Annotated in this window: 18 protein-coding genes; 9 read left to right on the forward strand and 9 right to left on the reverse strand. The window is 61.5% G+C overall.

The window, feature by feature from the left end:
• Positions 1-22: 22 nt before the first annotated feature.
• The 4 genes from E3O56_RS09695 to E3O56_RS09710 all read right to left on the reverse strand — a co-directional run bounded on the left by E3O56_RS09695 (position 23) and on the right by E3O56_RS09710 (position 7224).
• Positions 23-1273: an OprD family porin gene (locus E3O56_RS09695; RefSeq protein WP_032877317.1), complete on the reverse strand. Its 1251-nt coding sequence runs from the start codon at positions 1271-1273 to the stop codon at positions 23-25.
• A 183-nt stretch (positions 1274-1456) separates the two neighbouring features.
• Positions 1457-2914: an AdeC/AdeK/OprM family multidrug efflux complex outer membrane factor gene (gene adeC / locus E3O56_RS09700; protein ID WP_032877316.1), complete on the reverse strand. Its 1458-nt coding sequence runs from the start codon at positions 2912-2914 to the stop codon at positions 1457-1459.
• Positions 2911-6072 (reverse strand): efflux RND transporter permease subunit, encoded by a 3162-nt coding sequence (locus E3O56_RS09705; RefSeq protein ID WP_248128135.1) that lies wholly within the window; start codon positions 6070-6072, stop codon positions 2911-2913. Before E3O56_RS09705 ends, adeC begins: the two co-directional genes overlap by 4 nt.
• 3 nt (positions 6073-6075) lie before the next feature.
• Complete coding sequence (locus tag E3O56_RS09710; protein ID WP_248128136.1) at positions 6076-7224, reverse strand: efflux RND transporter periplasmic adaptor subunit; 1149 nt, start codon at positions 7222-7224, stop codon at positions 6076-6078.
• Positions 7225-7489: 265 nt separating this feature from the next.
• On the opposite strand from E3O56_RS09710, the gene E3O56_RS09715 reads away from it, so the two are divergent.
• Positions 7490-8122 carry a TetR family transcriptional regulator gene (locus tag E3O56_RS09715; protein WP_005785903.1) on the forward strand — a complete coding sequence of 211 codons (633 nt, stop codon included), beginning with the start codon at positions 7490-7492 and terminating at the stop codon, positions 8120-8122.
• A gap of 301 nt (positions 8123-8423) precedes the next feature.
• Here the strand turns inward: E3O56_RS09715 and E3O56_RS09720 are convergent, their stop codons facing one another.
• From E3O56_RS09720 to E3O56_RS09730, 3 genes are read right to left on the reverse strand one after another with little or no spacing between them, the layout of a single operon-like run.
• Positions 8424-9479 carry an alkene reductase gene (locus E3O56_RS09720; protein WP_032877313.1) on the reverse strand — a complete coding sequence of 352 codons (1056 nt, stop codon included), beginning with the start codon at positions 9477-9479 and terminating at the stop codon, positions 8424-8426.
• Between the two features lie 27 nt (positions 9480-9506).
• Positions 9507-10673, reverse strand: coding sequence for an MFS transporter (locus tag E3O56_RS09725; RefSeq protein WP_248128137.1), 1167 nt, complete (start codon positions 10671-10673; stop codon positions 9507-9509).
• Between the two features lie 14 nt (positions 10674-10687).
• The gene (locus E3O56_RS09730; protein WP_032877312.1) at positions 10688-11002 is read right to left on the reverse strand and encodes a helix-turn-helix transcriptional regulator; all 315 of its coding nucleotides are present in this window, start codon (positions 11000-11002) and stop codon (positions 10688-10690) included.
• A gap of 155 nt (positions 11003-11157) precedes the next feature.
• Here E3O56_RS09730 and E3O56_RS09735 point away from each other — a divergent pair, with 155 nt between their 5' ends.
• On the forward strand, positions 11158-11742 hold the full coding sequence (locus tag E3O56_RS09735) for an ACP phosphodiesterase (RefSeq protein WP_032877311.1): 585 nt from the start codon (positions 11158-11160) through the stop codon (positions 11740-11742).
• 107 nt (positions 11743-11849) lie between these two features.
• On the opposite strand, the gene E3O56_RS09740 is transcribed toward E3O56_RS09735, so the two are convergent.
• Positions 11850-12641, reverse strand: a complete 792-nt coding sequence (locus E3O56_RS09740; protein WP_032877310.1) for a lysophospholipid acyltransferase family protein — start codon at positions 12639-12641, stop codon at positions 11850-11852.
• Positions 12641-13396 carry an L-ornithine N(alpha)-acyltransferase gene (gene olsB / locus E3O56_RS09745; RefSeq protein ID WP_005785912.1) on the reverse strand — a complete coding sequence of 252 codons (756 nt, stop codon included), beginning with the start codon at positions 13394-13396 and terminating at the stop codon, positions 12641-12643. Before olsB ends, E3O56_RS09740 begins: the two co-directional genes overlap by 1 nt.
• A gap of 184 nt (positions 13397-13580) precedes the next feature.
• Here olsB and E3O56_RS09750 point away from each other — a divergent pair, with 184 nt between their 5' ends.
• The 7 genes from E3O56_RS09750 to E3O56_RS09780 all read left to right on the forward strand — a co-directional run bounded on the left by E3O56_RS09750 (position 13581) and on the right by E3O56_RS09780 (position 20786).
• The gene (locus E3O56_RS09750; protein WP_248128138.1) at positions 13581-14654 is read left to right on the forward strand and encodes a serine hydrolase; all 1074 of its coding nucleotides are present in this window, start codon (positions 13581-13583) and stop codon (positions 14652-14654) included.
• A complete protein-coding gene (locus E3O56_RS09755) occupies positions 14651-14965 on the forward strand; it encodes an amidase (protein ID WP_103733485.1) in 315 nt (104 codons plus the stop codon). The genes E3O56_RS09750 and E3O56_RS09755 overlap by 4 nt, the downstream gene beginning before the upstream one ends.
• Before the next feature lie 258 nt (positions 14966-15223).
• Complete coding sequence (locus E3O56_RS09760; RefSeq protein WP_005785919.1) at positions 15224-16399, forward strand: M20 aminoacylase family protein; 1176 nt, start codon at positions 15224-15226, stop codon at positions 16397-16399.
• A 60-nt stretch (positions 16400-16459) separates the two neighbouring features.
• Positions 16460-17770, forward strand: a complete 1311-nt coding sequence (locus E3O56_RS09765; RefSeq protein WP_248128139.1) for a citrate-proton symporter — start codon at positions 16460-16462, stop codon at positions 17768-17770.
• On the forward strand, positions 17767-19209 hold the full coding sequence (locus E3O56_RS09770) for an amidase (RefSeq protein ID WP_032877306.1): 1443 nt from the start codon (positions 17767-17769) through the stop codon (positions 19207-19209). The genes E3O56_RS09765 and E3O56_RS09770 overlap by 4 nt, the downstream gene beginning before the upstream one ends.
• A 65-nt stretch (positions 19210-19274) precedes the next feature.
• Positions 19275-20033: a helix-turn-helix domain-containing protein gene (locus tag E3O56_RS09775; RefSeq protein WP_078820513.1), complete on the forward strand. Its 759-nt coding sequence runs from the start codon at positions 19275-19277 to the stop codon at positions 20031-20033.
• Between the two features lie 171 nt (positions 20034-20204).
• Positions 20205-20786, forward strand: a complete 582-nt coding sequence (locus tag E3O56_RS09780; protein ID WP_032877305.1) for a YceI family protein — start codon at positions 20205-20207, stop codon at positions 20784-20786.
• The last annotated feature ends 1 nt before the right edge of the window (position 20787 follow it).

Below are 20787 nucleotides of genomic sequence, written 5' to 3' on the forward strand. Positions count from 1 at the left end.
ATACAGCAAGTCCGGCGCCGGTTTACAGCAGACTGATGGGGTAGCTGACGATCAACCGGTTTTCGTCGAATTCGTTGTTGCTGTAGTCGCGGCGCATGCTCGAATTACGCCAGCGCACCGTGAGGTTTTTCAGGCCACCGCTCTGCACGGTGTAGCCCACTTCACTTTCGCGGCCCCACTCCTTGCCGTCGGTGATAGTGCCGGTGTGCACGTTGCTGCCGCTGATATAGCGGTTCATCAGGGTCAGGCCAGGAATGCCCAGGGCGGCAAAGTTGTAGTCGTGGCGCACTTGCCAGGATTTTTCCTCGGCGTTGTCGTAACTGGAGTTATAGCTGTCGTTGGCCAGGGTGCCGCCACTGGTGCCGTTGACGCGCATCCAGGCGCTGTTGCCGGTGAGTTTTTGCAGGCCAACGTAGAAGGTATTGCCGCCGTACCTGGCAGAAAGCAAGCCGGACCAGGTTTTGTTGTCCAGGTTACCTGCGCGGGCGCTGCCATCGTCCTTGCCGTAGAAGAACCCGAGGTTGGCGCCGAGGGTCCAGGCGCCGACAGGCTGGCTGTGGATCAGGTTGAGATACTGCTGGCTGTAGATGTCCTTGAGCTGGGCATTCCATACGCCGACCTGGGTGCGCTTGTCGTTGAATGCGTACTCGGCACCTTGGAAATTGAAACGGTCGGAAGTGAAGGCGGTTTTGCCGAACATCGACATGTCGCTCATGCTGCCGTCGTCACGCGGGCTGTTGGCGCGGAACTGGCCGCCATACAGGGTCAGGCCGTCGATTTCCTTCGAGGTGATCTGCCCGCCGCGCAGGGTCTGCGGCAGGGAGCGGCCGTCGTCGGAACGCAAGATCGGCAGCACCGGCATCCATTCGCCTACCTTCAGCTCTGTCTTGGAAAACCGCGCCTTGAACGCCACGCCCAGGCGCCCGAACTCATCCGCCGGACGGCCATCATGGTCCAGCGGCAGCAACTGGGTGCCGCCCGTGCCGCGCCCGCCATCAAGCTTGAGCGAGTACAGGCCCAGCACATCCACACCAAAACCCACGGTGCCTTGGGTAAAGCCGGACTTGGCGTCGAGGATGAAACTCTGCGTCCACTCCTGCGCGCCACCCTGGGCCTTGGTCGGGTTGGTGTAATTGCGGTTGAAGAAGAAGTTACGCAGGTTGAGGTTGGCGCTGGCATCTTCAAGAAAACCGTGTTCTTCGGCGATTGCAGGAACGGCAAGACTGCCGACAGCGGCAGCCAGCAACAGCTGGCGCGGGTGAAAAGTGCTCATGGTGTTGGACCTGTTGTTATTGGGTTTATGCAGGTGGCGGCCATGGTGCGCGGCGGTATGGGGGCGATGAAAGTGGGGGAGGGCGGGTTGTGGGCGGTGATCGAACGCAAGTTGGCGAGGTAAAAAACCAGGCATAAAAAAACCGCTTCCGGTAAGGGAAGCGGTTTTCTTACACACGCGCTATCAGAACAACTTCAACGGCGGTGCTTGTTCTTTCAACGGCTCGTTCTTGGCGGTCTGCTCATTCCAGCCACCGCCGAGGGCCTTGTACAGGTTGACCTCGCTGGTCAGCTGCGCCAGGCGGTCGGTGATCAGCGATTGCTGGGCACTGAACAGTTGGCGCTGGGCGTCGAGGAAAGTCAGGTTGCTGTCGACACCAATGCGGTAGCGACGCTCGGCCAGGCGGTAGTAATCCTGGTTAGCCTCGACGAAGCCACGTTGGGCATCCAGTTGCTGCTTGTAGGTCTGACGCGCAGCGAGGCCGTCGGAGACTTCCTGGAAGCCGGTCTGGATGGCTTTCTCGTAGTTGGCCACGTTGATCTCTTTCTGGATCTTCGAGTAGTCCAGGCTTGCGCGCAGGCTACCGGCGTTGAAGATCGGGATGTTGATCTGCGGGGCAAACGCCCAGGTACCCGAACCGCCTTTGAACAGGCCGCCCAGTGTTGGGCTGGCGGTACCGGCACTGGCCGTCAGGCTGATGCTCGGGAAGAACGCCGCACGGGCCGCGCCGATATTGGCATTGGCAGCCTTGAGGTTGTACTCGGCCTGCACAATGTCGGGACGACGTTGCAGCAGGTCTGACGGCAAGCCGGCAGGCACTTCGCTGAGCAGGTCATCGGACAGCGGCTTGCTGGCGATATTCGCCGGCAGGCCGGTGCCCAGCAACAGGGTCAGGCTGTTTTCGTCCTGAGCCACCTGGCGCGTATAACGTGCCAGTTGCACCCGGGCGTTTTCCACCGAGGTGCGTGCCTGGCTGAGGTCCAGCGCCGACGCCACGCCGACTTCGTTGCTGCGCGAGGTGAGCTTGAAGCTCTGCTCGAACGCACCCAGGGTGTCCTGGGTCAGCTTGAGCAGTTCCTTGTCGGCCTGCCAGGTCAGGTAGGCATTGGCCACGCTGGCCACCAGGCTGATCTGGGTACTGCGCCGCGCTTCTTCAGTGGCGAAGTACTTCTGCAGCGCTTCTTCACTCAGGCTGCGCACGCGACCGAACAGGTCCAGCTCATAAGAGCTGATCCCCAGGCCCGCCGAGTACTGGCTGGCGATAGACGATTCGCCGGTCTGTGACAGCTTGGCCGGGGTGCGCGAACGGCTGCCGTTACCGGTGGCCGATACCGCCGGGAACAGGTCGGCACGCTGGATCTGGTACTGCGCTGCATAGGCGTCGATGTTCAGGGCCGCGACACGCAGGTCACGGTTGTTCACCAATGCGGTCTGGATCAGCTGTTGCAGGGCAGGGTCATGGAAAAACTGCTTCCAGCCCTGCTCGGCAGCGGCCTGGTTCGGCGCCTGGGCCGACGAATACGCCGGCCCCTGCGGGAACTGTGCAGCCACCGGCGCATCGGGGCGCTGATAGTCAGGTATCAGCGAGCAGCCACTGAGCACGAATGCCGTGACGGCTAGGGAAAGTAGCGACTTGCTCATTGGCCAGCCTCTTTAGGAGTTTCAGTAGTGTCTTTCTTTTTGCGTTCGCCGGCCGAGGACACGGTTGCGTAGAACAGTGGCACCCAGAAAATGGCTAGCACGGTGGCGGTGATCATACCGCCGATCACGCCGGTACCGATCGCGTGCTGGCTGCCTGAGCCGGCACCGGTGGAAATCGCCAGCGGCAGTACGCCGAGCACGAACGCCATGGACGTCATGATGATCGGGCGCAGACGCATACGGGACGCTTCGATAGCCGCCTCGACGATGCCTTTGCCTTGCTCGTGCAGCTCTTTGGCGAATTCCACGATCAGGATGGCGTTTTTCGCCGCCAGGCCCACCGTCACCAGCAAGCCCACCTGGAAGAACACGTCGTTGGACAAGCCCCGCATACTGGTAGCGATCAGTGCACCGATCACACCCAGTGGCACAACCAGAATCACCGCGATCGGGATCGACCAGCTTTCGTACAGTGCCGCCAGGCACAGGAACACCACCAGCAGCGACAATGCGTACAGGGCTGGCGCCTGGGAGCCGGACAGGCGTTCTTCGTACGACAGGCCGGTCCAGGCATAGCCGACACCGGCCGGCAGTTCTTTGGCAATGCGTTCGACTTCGGCCATCGCGTCACCGGTACTGTAGCCTGGTGCCGGGGTACCGAGGATTTCCATCGCCGCTACACCGTTGTATCGCGAAAGCTTGGGCGAACCGTAGATCCACTGGCCCGACGAGATGGCCGACAGCGGCACCATTTTTCCGTCGCCGCTGCGTACGTACCATTTGTCCAGGTCTTCCGGCGACATGCGGCTGGCGGCGTCACCTTGCACATACACCTTCTTCACACGACCACGGTCGATGAAGTCGTTGATGTAGCTGCCACCCAAGGCAATGGCCAGGGTCTGCTGGATATCGGCAAGGCTGATGCCCTGGGCACTGGCTTTCTCGTCGTCGACGGTCAGCTCGTACTGCGGTTCATCGTTCACGCCGTTGGGGCGTACGCCCGCCAGCACCTTGCTTTGCGCCGCCGCACCGAGGAACTGGTTACGGGCAGCCATCAGCTTGTCGTGGCCCACGCCACCCTGGTCTTGCAGGAACACGTCGAAACCGGTGGCGTTACCCAATTCCAGAACCGAAGGCGGCACGATGGCAAATACCATGGCGTCCTTGAAGGCCCCGAAGAAGTAACCCTGGGCACGCTTGGCCACTTCGAATACCGATTGGGTCGAGTCACGCTCGTCCCACGGCTTGAGCATCACGAACGCAAGGCCCGAGCTCTGGCCACGGCCGGCGAAGTTGAAGCCGTTTACGGTAAACACCGAGTTCACCGACTTGCCTTCGCCAGGCTCGCCTTCCTTGTCGTTCAGCAGGAAGGCACGCATATCGTCGACGACTTTTTGCGTACGCTCAGCCGAAGCACCGACTGGTGTCTGCACCTGGGCGAAGATCACACCCTGGTCTTCCTCTGGCAGGAACGCGCTTGGAATACGGGTGAACATCCAGATCATGCCGGCCAGGATCAGCACATACACCAGAAACGCCGGGATCTTGTGCTTGATCATGTTGCCCACGCCGCGCTCGTACTTGAGTACGCCGCTGTCGAAGGTGCGGTTGAACCAGCCAAAGAAGCCGCGCTTGGGCTGGCCGTGCTTTTCCGGATCGATCGGCTTGAGCATGGTGGCGCACAAGGCCGGGGTGAAGATCAGGGCAACCAGTACCGACAACGCCATCGCCGAAACAATGGTGATGGAGAACTGGCGGTAGATCACACCGGTGGAGCCACCGAAGAACGCCATCGGCAGCAATACCGCCGACAGTACCAGGGCAATACCCACCAGGGCGCCCTGGATCTGGCCCATGGACTTGATCGTCGCTTCCTTGGGCGACAGGTGCTCCTCGGCCATGACCCGTTCGACGTTTTCCACCACGACGATGGCATCGTCCACCAGCAAGCCGATGGCCAGGATCATGCCGAACATGGTCAGGGTATTGATGGTGAAGCCGCACGCGGCCAGGATCCCGAAGGTACCCAGCAATACCACCGGTACGGTCATGGTGGTGATGATGGTGGCGCGGAAGTTCTGCAGGAACAGGAACATCACCAGGAACACCAGCACGATCGCTTCGACCAGGGTGTGAACCACGCCGGAAATCGACTCGGTCACGACCGGGGTGGTGTCATAGGGCACTACCGCCTTCATGCCAGGCGGGAAGAATGGTTCCAGAGACTTCACTGTTTCGCGGATGGCCTTGCCGGTGTCCAGTGCGTTGGCACCGGCCGCCAGCTTGATCGCCATACCCGAAGCCGGCTTGCCGTTGAACTGTGCACTGATGCTGTAGTTCTGGCCGCCCAGTTCGATACGCGCGACGTCACCTAGGCGAACCTGGGAGCCGTCGGTGTTCACCTTCATCAGGATCTTGGCGAATTCCTCTGTGCTTTGCAGGCGCGTCTTGCCGATGATGGTGGCGTTCAGTTGGGTGCCGGGCAGCGCAGGCAGGCCGCCCAGTTGGCCGGTGGCCACCTGCACGTTCTGGGCCTTGATGGCATTGCTGACGTCCACTGGCGTGAGCTGGTAATTGTTCAGTTTGGCCGGGTCGAGCCAGATACGCATGGCGTACTGCGAACCGAACACCTGGAAGTCACCCACCCCCGCGGTACGGGAGATCGGGTCCTGGATGTTGGACACGATGTAGTTGGAGAGGTCGTCCTTGGTCATGCTGCCGTCTTCCGACACCAGACCGATCACCATCAGGAAGTTCTTCACCGACTTGGTCACGCGGATACCCTGTTGCTGCACTTCTTGCGGCAGCAGCGGGGTGGCCAGGTTTAGCTTGTTCTGTACCTGAACCTGAGCGATATCCGGGTTGGTACCCTGATTGAACGTCACGGTGATGGTCATGCTGCCGTCGGAGTTACTGTCCGAGGAGACATAACGCAGGTTGTCGATACCGTTGAGCTGTTGCTCGATGACCTGCACCACGGTGTCCTGCACGGTTTGTGCGGAAGCGCCTGGGTAGGTCACCTGGATATCAATGGCCGTTGGCGCAATGGCCGGGTATTGGTTGATGGGCAACTTCAGGATCGAGAGTGCCCCGACCAGCATGATCACCAGGGCAATTACCCAGGCGAAAATGGGGCGGTCGATAAAAAATTTCGACATGGATTACTCCCCTTGACCAGCGGCGTCAGCAGGCGCTGCAGCAGTACCGGCGGGTTTAGCGTTGGCAGCTTCCGTGACCTTCACCTCGGCGCCCGGCTTGACGTATTGCAAGCCTTCGGTGATGACGCGGTCACCGGCATTGAGGCCTTTTTCCACCAGCCAGTAGGCACCCGCGGTACGGTTGGCAACCAGTTCGCGTTGCTCGACCTTGTTGTCCTTGTTCACGATCAGCGCCGTCGGAATGCCGCGCAGGTCACGGGTCACGCCTTGCTGCGGAGCCAGGATGGCCTTGCTGTTCACACCGGCCAGCAACTGGGCGTGCACGAACATGCCCGGCAGCAGCACGTGGTCAGGGTTGGGGAACACGGCACGCAGGGTCACGGAACCGGTGGTCTGGTCGACCGACACTTCGGAGAATTCCAGCTTGCCGTCCTGGGCGTAAGGCGTGCCGTCTTCCAGGGTCAGCTTGACCTTGGCGGCGTTTTCGCCGGCCTTCTCCAGCTGGCCGCTTTCCAGGTCGCGGCGCAGTTTCAGCATTTCAGCCGAGGACTGCGTAACGTCGACGTAGATCGGGTCCAGTTGCTGAATCACGGCCATGGCATCGGCCTGGCCATTGCTGACCAGCGCGCCTTCGGTCACCGAAGAACGACCAATGCGCCCGGAGATCGGTGCAAACACTTTGGTGTAGCGCACGTTGATCTGGGCGGTTTGAACGTTTGCTTCGGCGGTCATGCGGTTGGCGACGGCGGTGTCGTATTCCTGACGGCTGACGGCCTGTTCATCGACCAACTGCTTGTAGCGGTCGCTGATGGACTTGGTCTGGGACAGGCTGGCTTGTGCGCTTTTCAGCGTGGCCTCATACACCGACGGGTCGATCTGGTAGAGCTGTTGCCCTTCCTTCACGTCGGCGCCTTCCTTGAACAGGCGCTTGAGAATGATGCCGTTGACCTGAGGCCGCACTTCCGCGATGCGAAAGGCCGTGGTGCGGCCTGGCAGCTCGGTGGTCAGGGTATAGGCTTGCGGTTGAATGGTGACCACGCCGACCTGAGGGGTTTGAGCGGGCGGTGCCGCTTCTTCCTTTTTACATCCGCTGAGCAGCGATGCCAGGGCGACGGCAGTGACCAGAGCGGTAACAGCTGGCTTAAGTTGCATGAAGATCCTCGGGTCAGGCGCGCAGAGTGCGCACAAGAAGTGTGGAAGGGTAAAAAACAAGCCGTGAGTGGATAAGTAGCTTGCTACGCAATATACTTACGTTCATGGTTGTTTGTAAACTCTTGACAGGCTTGGCGCATTGTTGACAAAGCACTGCCGCAAGCCTCGATTCTAGTACGTTCGGTGCCCATGACGGCGTCGTCCCATAATTATTCAGATGATGGTCAAGTACCATCCACAGTGTCCCGATTGAGGTTTTACTGCCATGGTTCGTCGCACCAAAGAGGAAGCTCAGGAAACGCGCAGCCAGATTCTCCAAGCCGCCGAGCAAGCCTTTTATGAGCGCGGCGTCGCGCGGACCACCCTGGCGGACATCGCCACGCTGGCAGGGGTGACGCGCGGGGCTATCTACTGGCACTTCAGCAACAAGTCCGACTTGCTTCAGGCACTGCTCGACACGTTGCACGAGCCCCTGGACGAACTGGCGCGGGCCAGTGAAAGCGAGGACGAAGCCGACCCGCTGGGCTGTATGCGCAAGCTGCTGATTCATCTCTACCATGAAGTGGCCCTGGACCCGAAAACCCGGCGCATCAACGAGATTCTGTTTCATAAGTGCGAGTTCACCGATGAAATGTGTGACATGCGCCGCCAACGCCAGACCCACACCCTTGAGTGCAACCTGCGCATCGGCTTGACGTTGCGTAACGCGGTCCATCGCGGGCAACTTCCAGCCACGCTGGATACCACCCGCGGTGCTGTGTGTATTCATGCCTTTATCCACGGCTTGATCGGCCAGTGGCTGCTGGTGCCTGACAGTTTTCAATTGCATCAGGACGCCGAGCGCTGGGCTGATATAGGGCTGGACATGCTGCGCCTGAGCCCCAGCCTGCGCAATTGAGACAAAATGCGTAATTGCGACCAGTTGTGTCAACAGTAAAGCCTAAGGATCGTCAATCGTCCTTCTGCCTGATTTGTGGGGTGACTTTATATACGGGCTGGCGGGCCGTTGATAGGTAGCCGGCTAAGTATTTTGTAGCGATATTGTTGCCGTTCTGTGAAGCAATGTTTCCGCAGGCGCTACAAACAGGCAAATGTGGGAGGGGGCTTGCCCCCGATTGCGGTGTATCAGTCACTGATGTGTTGACTGAAGCACTGCTATCGGGGGCAAGCCCCCTCCCACATTGGTTTTGCGGATCAGGTTAGATCGGCAGCGTCGGGTAGTCGATGTAACCCACCGGGCCTTTGCCATAGAAGGTTTCTGGGTGCGGCTCGTTCAACGGCGCATCAGCCTTCAAGCGCGCCGGCAGGTCCGGGTTGGCGATGAAAGGAATACCGAAGGCCACCGCATCCGCTTTGCCCGCCGCCAGCCAGGCGTTGGCGCTGTCTTTGGTGAAACGTTCGTTGGCGATGTAGACGCCGCCGAAGGCTTTTTTCAGTTGTGGGCCGAGGCTGTCCGCGCCTTCTTTTTCACGGGAGCAGATGAAGGCGATGCCACGCTTGCCCAGTTCGCTGGCGACGTAGGTGAAGGTTTCGGCCAGGTTGGCGTCGCCCATGTCGTGCGCATCGCCACGCGGTGCCAGGTGCACGCCCACGCGGCCGGCGCCCCAGACTTCAATGGCGGCGTCGGTGACTTCCAGCAGCAGGCGCGCACGGTTTTCCAGGGAACCGCCGTATTGGTCGGTGCGCTGGTTGGTGCTGCTTTGCAGGAACTGGTCGAGCAGGTAGCCGTTGGCGCCGTGGATTTCCACGCCGTCAAAGCCTGCGGCCTTGGCGTTTTCGGCGCCCACGCGGTAAGCGTCGACGACGTCGGCGATTTCAGCGGTTTCCAGGGCGCGCGGGGTAGGGTAGTCGGCCAGTGGGCGCACCAGGCTGACGTGGCCTTTAGGCTGGATCGCGCTTGGCGCCACCGGGGTTTCGCCGTTCAGGTAGGACTCATGGGAGATGCGACCCACATGCCACAGTTGCAGGAAGATCTTGCCGCCCGCGCCATGCACAGCCTTGGTGATGTTGGCCCAGCCGCGCACCTGGTCGTTGGACCAGATGCCCGGCGTGTCCGGGTAGCCCACGCCCATGGGCGTCACGGAGGTGGCTTCGCTGAGGATCAGCCCGGCGGATGCGCGCTGCACGTAATACTCGGCCATCAGCGCGTTGGGCACGCGGCCGGCATCGGCACGGCAGCGGGTCAGTGGCGCCATGATGATGCGGTTCGACAGTTCCAGGTCGCCCAGTGTGATCGGATCGAAAATAGTCGTCATGGGAAAACACCTTTGTCTTTAAGTTGATCAGTTGGTCGCGGGGGCCAAGTCGGCATCGCCGCTCTGGCGGAAGGTAATCAGGGTCACCAGCAGCGCGAGAATCGCCAGTGCTGCTGCGGCCAGGGGCACGCTGGTCAGGCCGAAGCCGTGGGCAATCACGCTGCCACCGACCCAGGCGCCGAGGGCGTTACCGATGTTGAAGGCACCGATGTTCAGGGTGGACACCAGGTTGGGGGCGGCCTTGCCGAAGGTCACCACGTTGATCTGCAGCGCTGGTACGGCGGCAAACGAGGCGGTGGCCCACAGGAACAGGGTGATTTCGGTCGGTATCAGTGCAACGCTGGTCCAGCTCAACACCGTGGAAACCACCGCCATGCTGATGAACACGCCGATCAGGGTGGCCGCCAGGCGTTTGTCGGCCAGCTTGCCGCCGATGATGTTGCCCACCGTGAGGCCCAGGCCGATCAACAGCAGGGTCCAGGTCACGCCTTTGGGCGACACGCCGGTCACATCGCCCAGCAGCGGGGCTACGTAGGTAAAGAGGGTGAACATGGAGGCGGCGAACAGCGCCGTCATGCTCAGCGACAACCAGATACCCGCGCCTTTGAGGGCAGCGAGTTCGGCGCGCATGTCGAGTTTTTCTTCGTCACGCGTGGCCGGCAGGAAGCGGATCAGGCCAATCAAGGCGATCACGCCAATCACGGTCACTGCCCAAAAGGTCGAGCGCCAGCCAGTTTCCTGACCCAGTGCAGTGCCCAACGGCACGCCGAGCACGTTGGCCAGGGTCAAACCGGTGAACATCAAGGCCACCGCAGAAGCGCGTTTATTGGCCGGCACCAGGTTGGCCGCCACCACGGAACCGATCCCGAAGAAGGCTCCGTGGCAAAGCGCCGTGACGACGCGGGCAAACATCAGCACGTTGTAGTCACTGGCCAGGGCGCAGAGGAGGTTGCCGACAATAAAGATGCCCATCAACGCTACCAGAGCGGCCTTGCGTGGCAGCCTGGCGGTGGCCAGTGCCATGAAGGGCGCGCCGATGGCCACGCCCAAGGCGTAGCCGGTGACCAGCCAGCCGGCGCCGGGAATCGACACACCCAGGTCCGCCGCGACATCGGGCAGCAGCCCCATGATGACGAACTCGGTGGTGCCGATGGCGAAGGCACTCAGGGCCAGTATGAGGAGCGAGAGGGGCATTTGCGTTTCCTTGGTTATTGCGGTGCGCTGAGTTCGGTTATGAGCGCCGTGAGAAAGGCTTGGATCGTCTCCTCATTGCGTTTGAAAAAGTGCCATTGCCCGGCCTTCTGGCTGCTGATCAATCCCGCCCGTTGCAAGGTTGCCAGGTGCGCCGACACGGTCGACTGGGACAGGCCGCAGCGCTGATCGATCTGCCCGGCGCAGATGCCGTATTCGTGGTTGTGCAGTTGCTCGGGGAATTGCACTTTCGGGTCTTTGAGCCAGGTGAGGATGTCTCGTCGTACTGGGTGCGCCAGGGCTTTTATTATTTCGTCGAGGTCGATGGACATGGCAGGGTGCTCGGTGTCGTAAAGCGTTATATCGCGATGAGGCGAACTTTAAATCGTCATATCTCGATATACCAATATGATTTTGATCTGAGGCCAAAGCGAATCGGTATATCGGGTTATAACGATATGAGTGCGGCAGTGATAGACTGCGCGCCATGAATTATCTCGCACATCTGCACCTGGGCGGCCAACTTCCTGCGCAACTGCTGGGCAGCCTGTATGGCGACTTCGTCAAAGGCCGCCTGCAGGGCCAGTTCAGCCCGCAAATCGAAGCAGCGATCCAGTTGCACCGTTCGATTGACCGGTTTACCGATAGCCACCCGTTGGTGGGCGAGGCGTTGTCGCGCTTCAGCCTGACCCGCAGGCGCTATGCCGGGATCGTGCTCGATGTGTTTTTTGACCATTGCCTGGCGCGGGATTGGGCGTTGTATGCCGAGCAGCCCCTGGAGCGTTTTACCTCGCAGGTGTATCGCGTGCTGGCGGCAGAACCTGAGTTACCGGGGCGGCTGGCGCAGATTGCGCCGTATATGGCGGCGGATGACTGGCTGGGTTCGTATCGCGAGTTCGCGGTGATGGAGCAGGTGTTGCGTGGAATTTCGCGGCGGCTGACTGACCCGCAGGCACTCGGATTTGCGATGCACGAGTTGCGCGAGCTTTATAAGCCGTTAAGTGAAGATTTCCGGGTGTTCTATCCCCAATTGCAGAGATTTGCGCAGATCCAACTGACCACCGATGTCTAAATGTGGGAGGGGGCTTGCTCCCGATTGCGGTGTGTCAGTCACTGTCTATGTTGACTGAACAACTGCTATCGGGAGCAAGCCCCCTCCCACATATGACTGTGCCCGCTTTATGCCGCGAACGCAGGTCGAGCAGCCACTTGCTCAGCTTCCGGCACCGGGCCAAACAACGCCTTTTGCACCGCCTGCTGCGCCTGATACGCCAGTGCCGCGCGTTCCTGCCCGGCGCAGGCAATCGGCTTGAGCAGATGAATCTGCACATCGCCCTGGTCGTTGGAAAACAAGCGCATCAAGTGCGAGAGCAAATCGTCATCGCCAATGAACGGCGCCAGCGGATCAACCCCACCGTCACGCAGATAACGAATCGCCACCGGTTGCAGCGACACATCCGCATCGATTGCACTGGCCAGCAAACGCCCGTGAAACGTACGCAAGCTGCGTCCGTCAGTGGTGGTGCCCTCGGGGAACATCAGCAGCGGGTGCTGTTGCTCCAGATGGCGGGTCATCTGTTTGCGGATCAACTGGCTGTCACCCGCGCCACGACGAATGAACAGACTGCCGGCCTTGGCCGCCAGCCAGCCGGCTACCGGCCAGGTGCGGACTTCGGCCTTGGACAAAAACGACAGCGGCGTGACCATGCCCAGCAGTGGGATGTCGGTCCAGGACACGTGATTGCTCACCCACAGCATCGGCGCTTGCGGCAACTCGCCGTGCACCGTTACGCGAAAGGGCAGGGCGTTGCTCAATCGCGCCATAAAGAACCGCGACCAACGCTGGCGCCGCACCATTGAATTGGCCACGCCCAGACGCTCGAACAGGCCAAACACGCTGGCCATGCTCAAGCCCAGCGCCACCACCAACAGCACGCGGGCGATGCGCCCGTAGATGCGCAGGCGGTTCATCACATCGCCGCCTTGAAGTGGCGCGCGTAGCGCGGGCACAACTCATCGCGCTTGAGCAGGATGAACACATCGGCCACCTGGAAGTCTTCATCCCAGCACGGCTCGCCGCAGATCTTCGCGCCCAGGCGCATATAAGCTTTGAGCAGCGGTGGCATTTCGGCGATGACATTGGACGGCAAGTCCAGGGCCGGCAGTGGCTTTTTCGGCTCGGCGCGCAGGTGTTCGTTGCACAGGTAGCGCTCGCGCAAGCGCTGCATGATTGCGTGGGCCTGAATGCCGCCATCGTGCATCGGGATGCTCGCGCAGCCCATCAGGTAGCTGTAGCTGCCCTGGTTGAGCACTTCGGCCAGTTCGCCCCAGAGCACCGCGATGGTGCCGCCGTTGCGGTAAGCCGGGTCGACGCAGGTGCGACCGATTTCCAGGATCGGGCCTTGCAAGTGCAGCAAGCCATGCAGGCTGAATTCTTCTTCGCTGTAGAACCGGCCCAGAGTGCTGGCGGCCTGGTGGTCGAGCAGACGGGTGGTGGCGACGAGTCGACCGCTGTTCAAGTCCCGCACGCCGATGTGGCTGCAGTGAACATCATAGTCATCCATGTCCAGGCCCAGTTCCGCGCCTTTCAGCTTGGCGTTGAACTCGCCGCTGAACACGTTGAACCGCAGGGCCTGGGCTTCCTGCAAGGCCTTGGCGCCCACCAGGCGTTCGGCTTGCAGACGGCGTTCATTGCCTTTGTCGCTGATGCGGGCGATCTGAGTCATAGCGAGTCTCCGGGTGCCGGCCAGGTTGCGGCCAGTCGACTTTGTTGTCCAAAGTCAGGCTATGTAGCCTCGGTGTCATCTCCATGAACTTACGGTGACGGTTGGGTGACAGCCCCCGTGTAGCAAATCTGTCATTGGCCTGCGCTAGGCTCGCGGGCTTGAATGCCCCCTTGAGTTCGTGCCCATGGTCCGAGGCCTGCTGTGCGTTGTTGTGCTTTTAGTTACCGCTATAGTCCGCGCTGAAACCTGGCCCGAAAAAGAATGGGCTACGGGCACGTCACTTGAAGGTCCCGCTGTCGATGCCCTGAACGCCTATGCTTTCCCAACCCGGGACGACACCACCCGCAAAGGCATTCGTACCGACGCGCTGCTGGTCATTCGTGACGGCGAAATCATCTACGAACGCTACGCCGCGCCAACCACCGCCAGCACGCCGCACCTGACCTGGTCGGTGAGCAAAAGCCTGATGGCCACTGTGCTCGGCGTGGCCTACGGCGAAAACCGTTTCAAGCTCACCGACCCGGCCGCACGTTTTTACCCGCCAATGAAGCAACACCCCAAGGTGAGCATGGCCGACTTGCTCCATTGGGCTTCGGGGCTGGATTGGCAGGAAGACTATGAATACGCCCCGTTGAAATCTTCTGTTGTGGCGATGCTCTATACCCGTGGGCGTGACGATATGGCGCAATTTGCCGCCGATACCGAAGCCGCCGCCGAGCCCGGCCAGACGTTCCGTTATTCCAGTGGCGACAGCAATATTCTGTCCGCTGCGCTTAAAGGGATGCTCGGCCACCAGGCGTACATGAGCTATCCGTGGGATGCGCTGTTCAAGCCATTGGGCATTCGCAACGCGACGTGGGAAACCGATGCCGACGAAACCTTTGTTGCCTCGTCCTACGCCTACCTCACTGCTCGCGATCTGGCGCGGGTCGGGCTGCTGATGGCACGGGAAGGGCGCTGGGGTGAGCAACAGTTGCTGCCCAAAGAGTGGGTGGCTTTCAATCGGCGGCCTTTCGACAAATACAAAGCCGGCCAGGATGAAGCGGTACCGGGCGGCCACTGGTGGCTCAACAAGGGTACGCCCCAACCCTGGCCCGACGCCCCGACCGACACCTTCGCTGCGCTGGGGCACTGGGGCCAGGCACTGTTTGTACTGCCCGACGAGCACTTGGTGATCGTGCGCTACGGCGATGACCGCGATGGCAGCTACCGCCACAACGAACTGCTCAAGCGCGTGCTGGCGGCGGTGCGGTCATGATTCGTCGTCGGCCATTTACCAGCCTGCTGCTACTGCTGTTGCTGGCCCTATTGGGTTGGGTATGGCACGAGCGCGTCAACCTGCAAGCCTTCCCCGACATCATCGCGGCGTACACGGCCAAGGAGTATTGCTCGTGTCGGTATGTAGAGAACAACCCGGCGCAGTATTGCCGTGGGTATGTGAAGCAGTACGTGCCGACCAGTGCGTTGATCGACACGCCGGAGCGCAGTGAAGTGACGGCGAGTGGGTTGGGGCGTACGCATACGGCACGGTGGTTGGGCAACCGCCAAGGCTGCCGCCTCAACCCCTGACACACCCAAATTCCCCTGTGGGAGCTGGCTTGCCTGCGATAGCGTCAGGTCAGCCAACATCACTGGTGCCTGTGCCGCCGTCATCGCAGGCAAGCCAGCTCCCACATTTAGATTATCTGCGTGGGTTCTCGGAAAAAGAACCGGCCCTGAGGTTCCACAGGGTGGAACCACCTTTGATTGTCCTCAGCCCCACATCGCGCTTAGCTGTAGATGTGTCGCCAACAAGAACGGGACCACCCGCCTGTGAGGAGAATCACCATGCGCCCACACCAGCACATTCTGGATTGGCTCAGCGATGTCGCCAGCGACTTGCACGCTGTGCGCCACGATATCCACGCCCATCCCGAACTCGGCTTTGAAGAGAACCGCACCTCAGCGCTGGTCGCGCAGTCCCTGCGGGATTGGGGGTATGAGGTGCATACCGGCATCGGCAAGACCGGTGTGGTCGGGGTGCTGCGCAATGGCAGCAGTTCGCGCACGCTGGGTATTCGTGCCGATATGGACGCCTTGCCCATCATCGAAAACACCGGTGCGGCCTACACCAGCCAGCACGCCGGTTGCATGCACGCCTGCGGGCATGACGGCCACACCACCATGCTGCTCGGCGCTGCCCGCTACCTGGCGGCGACCCGGCAATTCGACGGCACCCTGAATCTGATTTTCCAACCCGCCGAAGAAGGCCAGGGCGGTGCCGAGGCGATGTTGGCGGATGGTTTGCTGGAGCGCTTCCCGTGTGACGGCCTGTTCGGCATGCACAATATGCCGGGCTTGCCGGCTGGGCATCTGGGCTTGCGAGTCGGGCCGATGATGGCCTCGCAAGACTTGCTCACGGTGACGTTGGAAGGTGTCGGCGGCCACGGTTCCATGCCGCATCTGACGGTGGATCCGCTGGTGGCGGCGGCGAGTATGGTCATGGCCTTGCAGACGGTAGTAGCGCGCAATATCGATACCCAGGAAGCCGCCGTGGTTACGGTCGGTGCGCTGCAAGCCGGCCAGGCCGCCAACGTGATTCCCCAGCAAGCCTTGCTGCGCCTGAGCCTGCGTGCACTCAACCCCAAGGTGCGCGAACAGATGCTGGAGCGGGTCAACGCGATCATCAACACCCAGGCCGCCAGCTTCGGCTGCACCGTGCAGATCGAGCACCGCCCGGCCTACCCGGTGCTGGTCAACCATGGCGAAGAAACCGAATTCGCTCGCCAGGTCGGTGTGGCCTTGCTCGGCGCCGATGCGGTGGATGGCAACACTCGCACGCTGATGGGCAGTGAAGACTTCGCCTGGATGCTGCAACGCTGCCCCGGCAGTTACCTGTTTATCGGCAACGGCGTGTCGCGGCCGATGGTGCATAACCCCGCCTATGACTTCAACGACGACATCCTGCTGACCGGCGCCGCCTATTGGGGCGCGTTGGCCGAGAGCTGGCTCAAGCCTGCCTGACGACCGCACTTTTTTCTGCCGCTGGACCCTTTCCCTTATCGGTTGAATGGAGTGTTCCTCATGCAGACTTCAAAACCCGGCGTCTCGCGCACCCGCCAAGTGGTGGCCGCCGTGATCGGCAACGCGCTGGAATGGTATGACTTCATCGTCTATGGCTTTCTGGCCAGCATTATCGCCCGGCAGTTTTTCCCGTCGGAGGATGAATACGCTTCGCTGCTGATGGCCCTGGCCACCTTTGGCGTGGGCTTTTTCATGCGCCCGGTGGGCGGGATCCTGTTGGGCATCTACGCCGACCGCAAAGGCCGCAAAGCCGCGATGCAGTTGATTATCCGGCTGATGACCGTGTCCATCGCGCTGATCGCCTTCGCCCCCAATTACGCCGCCATCGGTATGGGCGCGCCGTTGCTGATTGTGGTGGCGCGGATGCTTCAGGGGTTTGCCACCGGCGGTGAATACGCGAGTGCCACGGCGTTTCTGGTGGAGAGCGCACCGGCCCATCGCAAGGGCTTGTATGGTTCCTGGCAATTGGTGGGACAGTGCCTGGCGGTGTTTGGTGGTGCGGCGATGGTGGCGCTGGTCACGCACCTCTTCTCCCCCGAAACCCTCGACCTGTGGGGCTGGCGCCTGCCGTTTGTGCTGGGCTTGCTGATCGGCCCGGTGGGGTTGTGGATCCGGCGGCACATGGAGGACCCGGAAGAGTTTATCCAGGCGCGCAAAAACGCTACCGGCCCGGCGCCGAGCCTGATGCAGGTGCTGCGTGAACATCGGCGCAGCATCCTGGTGTCCATGGGCCTGGCGTGCGGGGCGACGGTGTCGTTCTATGTGGTGTTGGTGAACATGCCGACCTTCGCCCACAAGAATCTCGGCCTGCCGTTGGACCAGGTGCTGATGGTGCAGATGTTTGCGGTGGCGCTGATGACCGTGGTGATTCCCTTGTCCGGCCTGCTCTCGGATCGCTTGGGGCGGCGACCGGTGTTGATGGCCTTCACTCTGGCGTTCTTCGTGATGGTCTACCCGTTGTATGTATGGGTGGCTGCCGCGCCGTCCATCGAGCGCTTGCTGGTGATGCAGGTAATGCTGTGCACGGCCATTGGCGGGTTCTTCGGCCCGGCGCCGACGGCGTTGGCTGAACAGTTTCCCATCGAGGTGCGCTCGACCGGCGTGTCGGTGGCCTATAACGTGGCGGTGATGGTGTTCGGCGGTTTTGCGCCGTTGATCGTGACCTGGTTGAGTAAGGTGCTGGGCACGCCGGTGGCGCCGTCGTTCTACGTATTGTTCGCGTGCGTGCTGACGCTGCTCGGCACTTATTGCATGCGCGAGGCACCACGAGCGAGCAAACCGCTGCCGTTTTCCAGAGAGGTGAAGCCTTGAGTATTGTCGATTGGGATGCCACGCAACTGTCGCAGGCGATCCATGGGCGGCAGGTATCGTGCGAAGAGGTGATGCAGGCGTACCTGGCGCAGATCCAGCGTTTCAACCCCCGTGTGAATGCGCTGGTGTCGTTGCGCGACAGCGAGGTTGTGCTGGCCGAGGCTAGGGCCTGCGACCGTGAGCTGTACCAGGGTCAATCCCGCGGTTGGATGCATGGCATGCCCCAGGCCATCAAAGATCTGGCGGCGACCCAAGGTTTGCGTACCACCTTGGGCTCACCGTTGTTTGCCGAGCACGTGCCCAGCGAAGACGCCATCAGCGTGGCGCGGGTGCGCGCCAGTGGCGCGATCATCATCGGCAAGACCAACGTGCCGGAGTTTGGCCTGGGGTCCCACACCTACAACACGCTGTTCGGCACCACCGGCAATGCCTATGACCCACGCCTGACGGCCGGCGGCAGCAGCGGCGGGGCAGCGGTGGCCCTCGCGTTGCGGATGTTGCCGGTGGCCGATGGCAGCGACATGATGGGCTCGCTGCGCAACCCGGCGGCGTTCAATAACGTGTTCGGCTTGCGCCCGTCCCAGGGCCGCGTGCCCCACGGGCCGATGCCGGAGCTGTTTGTGCAGCAACTGGGCACCGAAGGCCCGATGGGGCGCAGTGTCACGGATGTAGCGCGGCTGCTGAGCATCCAGGCCGGTTACGACCCCCGTGTGCCCTTGTCATCCCAGGACGATCCCGCGATGCTGGGCCAGTCGTTACAGCGCGACTTCAAAGGCACGCGCCTGGGTTGGCTGGGTGACTACAACGGTTATCTGCCGATGCAAGACGGCGTGCTGAGCCTGTGCGAGGCGGCACTCGATGATTTCGCCACGCTGGGCTGCGAGGTGCAAAGCTGCCAGCCGGACTTTTCCCTGGCGCGCCTGTGGCGTTGCTGGCTGGTACACCGCCATTGGCTGGTGCACGGCAACCTCGGCGCGGCCTACGCCAACCCGCGAAAACGCGCATTGCTCAAGCCCGAAGCGCAATGGGAAGTGGAGGGCGGCCAGGGCCTGAGTGCCCAGCAGGTGTACCAGGCGTCGGTGGATCGCAGCGAGTGGTATCGGGCCCTGGCCAAGTTGTTTGAACGTTACGATTTTCTGCTGTTGCCCACCGCCCAAGTGTTCCCTTTCGATGCACAACAGCCTTGGCCACGCCTCGTTGGCGGGCGCGAAATGGACACCTATCACCGCTGGATGGAAGTGGTGATCGGCCCGACACTCGCCGGTTTGCCGAGCATGAGCATCCCGGTGGGCTTCAACCCCCAAGGGCTGCCCATGGGCCTGCAAGTCATCGGCCCGGCCCAGGCCGACCGAGCCGTGCTGCAACTGGCATTTGCCCATGAACAGCTGACTCAATGGGTGCAGCGCCGGCCGCCGGCGTGCATTGCCACCACCACCTGACCTGCGACCGGGCCTGTATCTTGCTGTGTAAAACAGATCATCCACCGGCAACAGGGAGATCGAACATGGAGACAGGCACGGTACGCTCGGTTGAGCGCGCACTGGCAATCGTCGAGTTGCTGGGCGAGCACCAGGCCCTTGGGCTGGAAGAACTGCACTACCTTACGCGGCTGCCCAAGGCCACGGTGTCGCGCATGTTACTGACCTTGCAGGATCAGGGCTGGGTCTACCGCGGCCTGAGCGATCGGCGTTACCGCCTGCGCGCTCGGCGTTTGTTCGGTGATACCCAGCAACGCTTCAAGCGCCAGGTGGTGGAAAGCGCGGCGCCCTGGTTATTGGAGCTCAGCGAGCGCACGGGGTTGGTGGTGGACTTGTCGTGTTTCGACGGCGAGCGCCTGGAAGTCATGGAAAGCGCGATTCCCAGCGTGTTGCGCAAGCTCTACCCGAACAACTGCCAGATCGTCGGTCAGTACGCCAGCCTGTTTCACTCGGCGATGGGCAAGGCATGCCTGACGCAGTTGCCCCTTGATGAAGTGCAGCGGCTGGCGTGTCGCGATCGTGTGGCCGCCGATGAGCAAAGCCATGCTTGCGAGCAAACCCAGCACCAGGGGTTCGGCCAGCGTACCGAGGGCTATTGGGAATACCCGGTGCGTTTGCCCTTCCTGATTCGGGCGGTGGCGTTGCCGGTGCACGCCAATGGCCGGTTGGTGGGGAGCATGGCGTTGCATTGGCCCATGCATCAGGCGCCGGTGGAGCGGGTGTTGAATTTGCATATGGCCAGCCTTGAACAGGCGGTGTGCGAAGTTCAGCGAACGCTGGATTAAAAACACCGCAAAACCCTGTGGGAGCTGGCTTGCCTGCGATGGCGATGTATCAGTCAACCATTTCTCGCCTGGCACACCGCCATCGCAGGCAAGCCAGCTCCCACAATGGATTTGCGCCGTTCGTGAGATTGCGCTTAATGTTCGCCCAGGTTTTTTGCCCCATGAGTCTTTATGTTCAATGTCAAACCTCTGGTCTTCGCCCTGCTGACCTGCGCCACCGTGCCTGCCCACGCCGATTGGTACCTGGATAACGAATCCTCGCGCCTGTCTTTCGTCACCACCAAAAACACAGAGGTTGCTGAAGTCCACCGCTTCCTGGTGCTGCACGGCAAAGTCGATGCCAAAGGCGCGGCGCAGTTGCAAGTGGAGATGGAGTCGATCAACAGCGGCATCCCGCTGCGCGATGAGCGCATGCGCAAAGAGCTGTTCCAGATCAAGGCCTTTCCCGACGCATTGATCAGCGCACAGATCAATCTGCAACCGATCAACGACCTGGCGTCCGGCGCGCAACTGGAGTTGCGCCTGCCGCTGAGCGTCACCCTGCACGGCAAGACCCAGACCTACAGCGCCGAATTGCTTGCCACGCGCCTGGATGAGCGACGTTTCCAGGTGGTGACCCTGGAGCCTGTGGTGTTGCACGCCGAGGACTTCGATCTGGCGCCGGGTGTGGCGGCGTTGCGCAAGGCGGCGGGGCTCAAGTCGATCAGTTTGTCGGTGCCGGTGGGTGCGGTACTGATCTTCACGGCGCGCTGAC

Source organism: Pseudomonas sp. W2Aug9 (genome assembly GCF_023127755.1).
GTDB classification, from domain to species: Bacteria; Pseudomonadota; Gammaproteobacteria; order Pseudomonadales; family Pseudomonadaceae; genus Aquipseudomonas; species Aquipseudomonas synxantha_A.

Excerpts from the sequence above, each read along its gene's own strand:
- E3O56_RS09695 (WP_032877317.1), bottom strand. The coding sequence starts at position 1,273 with ATGAGCACTTTTCACCCGCGCCAGCTGTTGCTGGCTGCCGCTGTCGGC.
- adeC (WP_032877316.1), bottom strand. The coding sequence starts at position 2,914 with ATGAGCAAGTCGCTACTTTCCCTAGCCGTCACGGCATTCGTGCTCAGT.
- E3O56_RS09705 (WP_248128135.1), bottom strand. The coding sequence starts at position 6,072 with ATGTCGAAATTTTTTATCGACCGCCCCATTTTCGCCTGGGTAATTGCC.
- E3O56_RS09710 (WP_248128136.1), bottom strand. The coding sequence starts at position 7,224 with ATGCAACTTAAGCCAGCTGTTACCGCTCTGGTCACTGCCGTCGCCCTG.
- E3O56_RS09715 (WP_005785903.1), top strand. The coding sequence starts at position 7,490 with ATGGTTCGTCGCACCAAAGAGGAAGCTCAGGAAACGCGCAGCCAGATT.
- E3O56_RS09720 (WP_032877313.1), bottom strand. The coding sequence starts at position 9,479 with ATGACGACTATTTTCGATCCGATCACACTGGGCGACCTGGAACTGTCG.
- E3O56_RS09725 (WP_248128137.1), bottom strand. The coding sequence starts at position 10,673 with ATGCCCCTCTCGCTCCTCATACTGGCCCTGAGTGCCTTCGCCATCGGC.
- E3O56_RS09730 (WP_032877312.1), bottom strand. The coding sequence starts at position 11,002 with ATGTCCATCGACCTCGACGAAATAATAAAAGCCCTGGCGCACCCAGTA.
- E3O56_RS09735 (WP_032877311.1), top strand. The coding sequence starts at position 11,158 with ATGAATTATCTCGCACATCTGCACCTGGGCGGCCAACTTCCTGCGCAA.
- E3O56_RS09740 (WP_032877310.1), bottom strand. The coding sequence starts at position 12,641 with ATGAACCGCCTGCGCATCTACGGGCGCATCGCCCGCGTGCTGTTGGTG.
- olsB (WP_005785912.1), bottom strand. The coding sequence starts at position 13,396 with ATGACTCAGATCGCCCGCATCAGCGACAAAGGCAATGAACGCCGTCTG.
- E3O56_RS09750 (WP_248128138.1), top strand. The coding sequence starts at position 13,581 with ATGGTCCGAGGCCTGCTGTGCGTTGTTGTGCTTTTAGTTACCGCTATA.
- E3O56_RS09755 (WP_103733485.1), top strand. The coding sequence starts at position 14,651 with ATGATTCGTCGTCGGCCATTTACCAGCCTGCTGCTACTGCTGTTGCTG.
- E3O56_RS09760 (WP_005785919.1), top strand. The coding sequence starts at position 15,224 with ATGCGCCCACACCAGCACATTCTGGATTGGCTCAGCGATGTCGCCAGC.
- E3O56_RS09765 (WP_248128139.1), top strand. The coding sequence starts at position 16,460 with ATGCAGACTTCAAAACCCGGCGTCTCGCGCACCCGCCAAGTGGTGGCC.
- E3O56_RS09775 (WP_078820513.1), top strand. The coding sequence starts at position 19,275 with ATGGAGACAGGCACGGTACGCTCGGTTGAGCGCGCACTGGCAATCGTC.
- E3O56_RS09780 (WP_032877305.1), top strand. The coding sequence starts at position 20,205 with ATGTTCAATGTCAAACCTCTGGTCTTCGCCCTGCTGACCTGCGCCACC.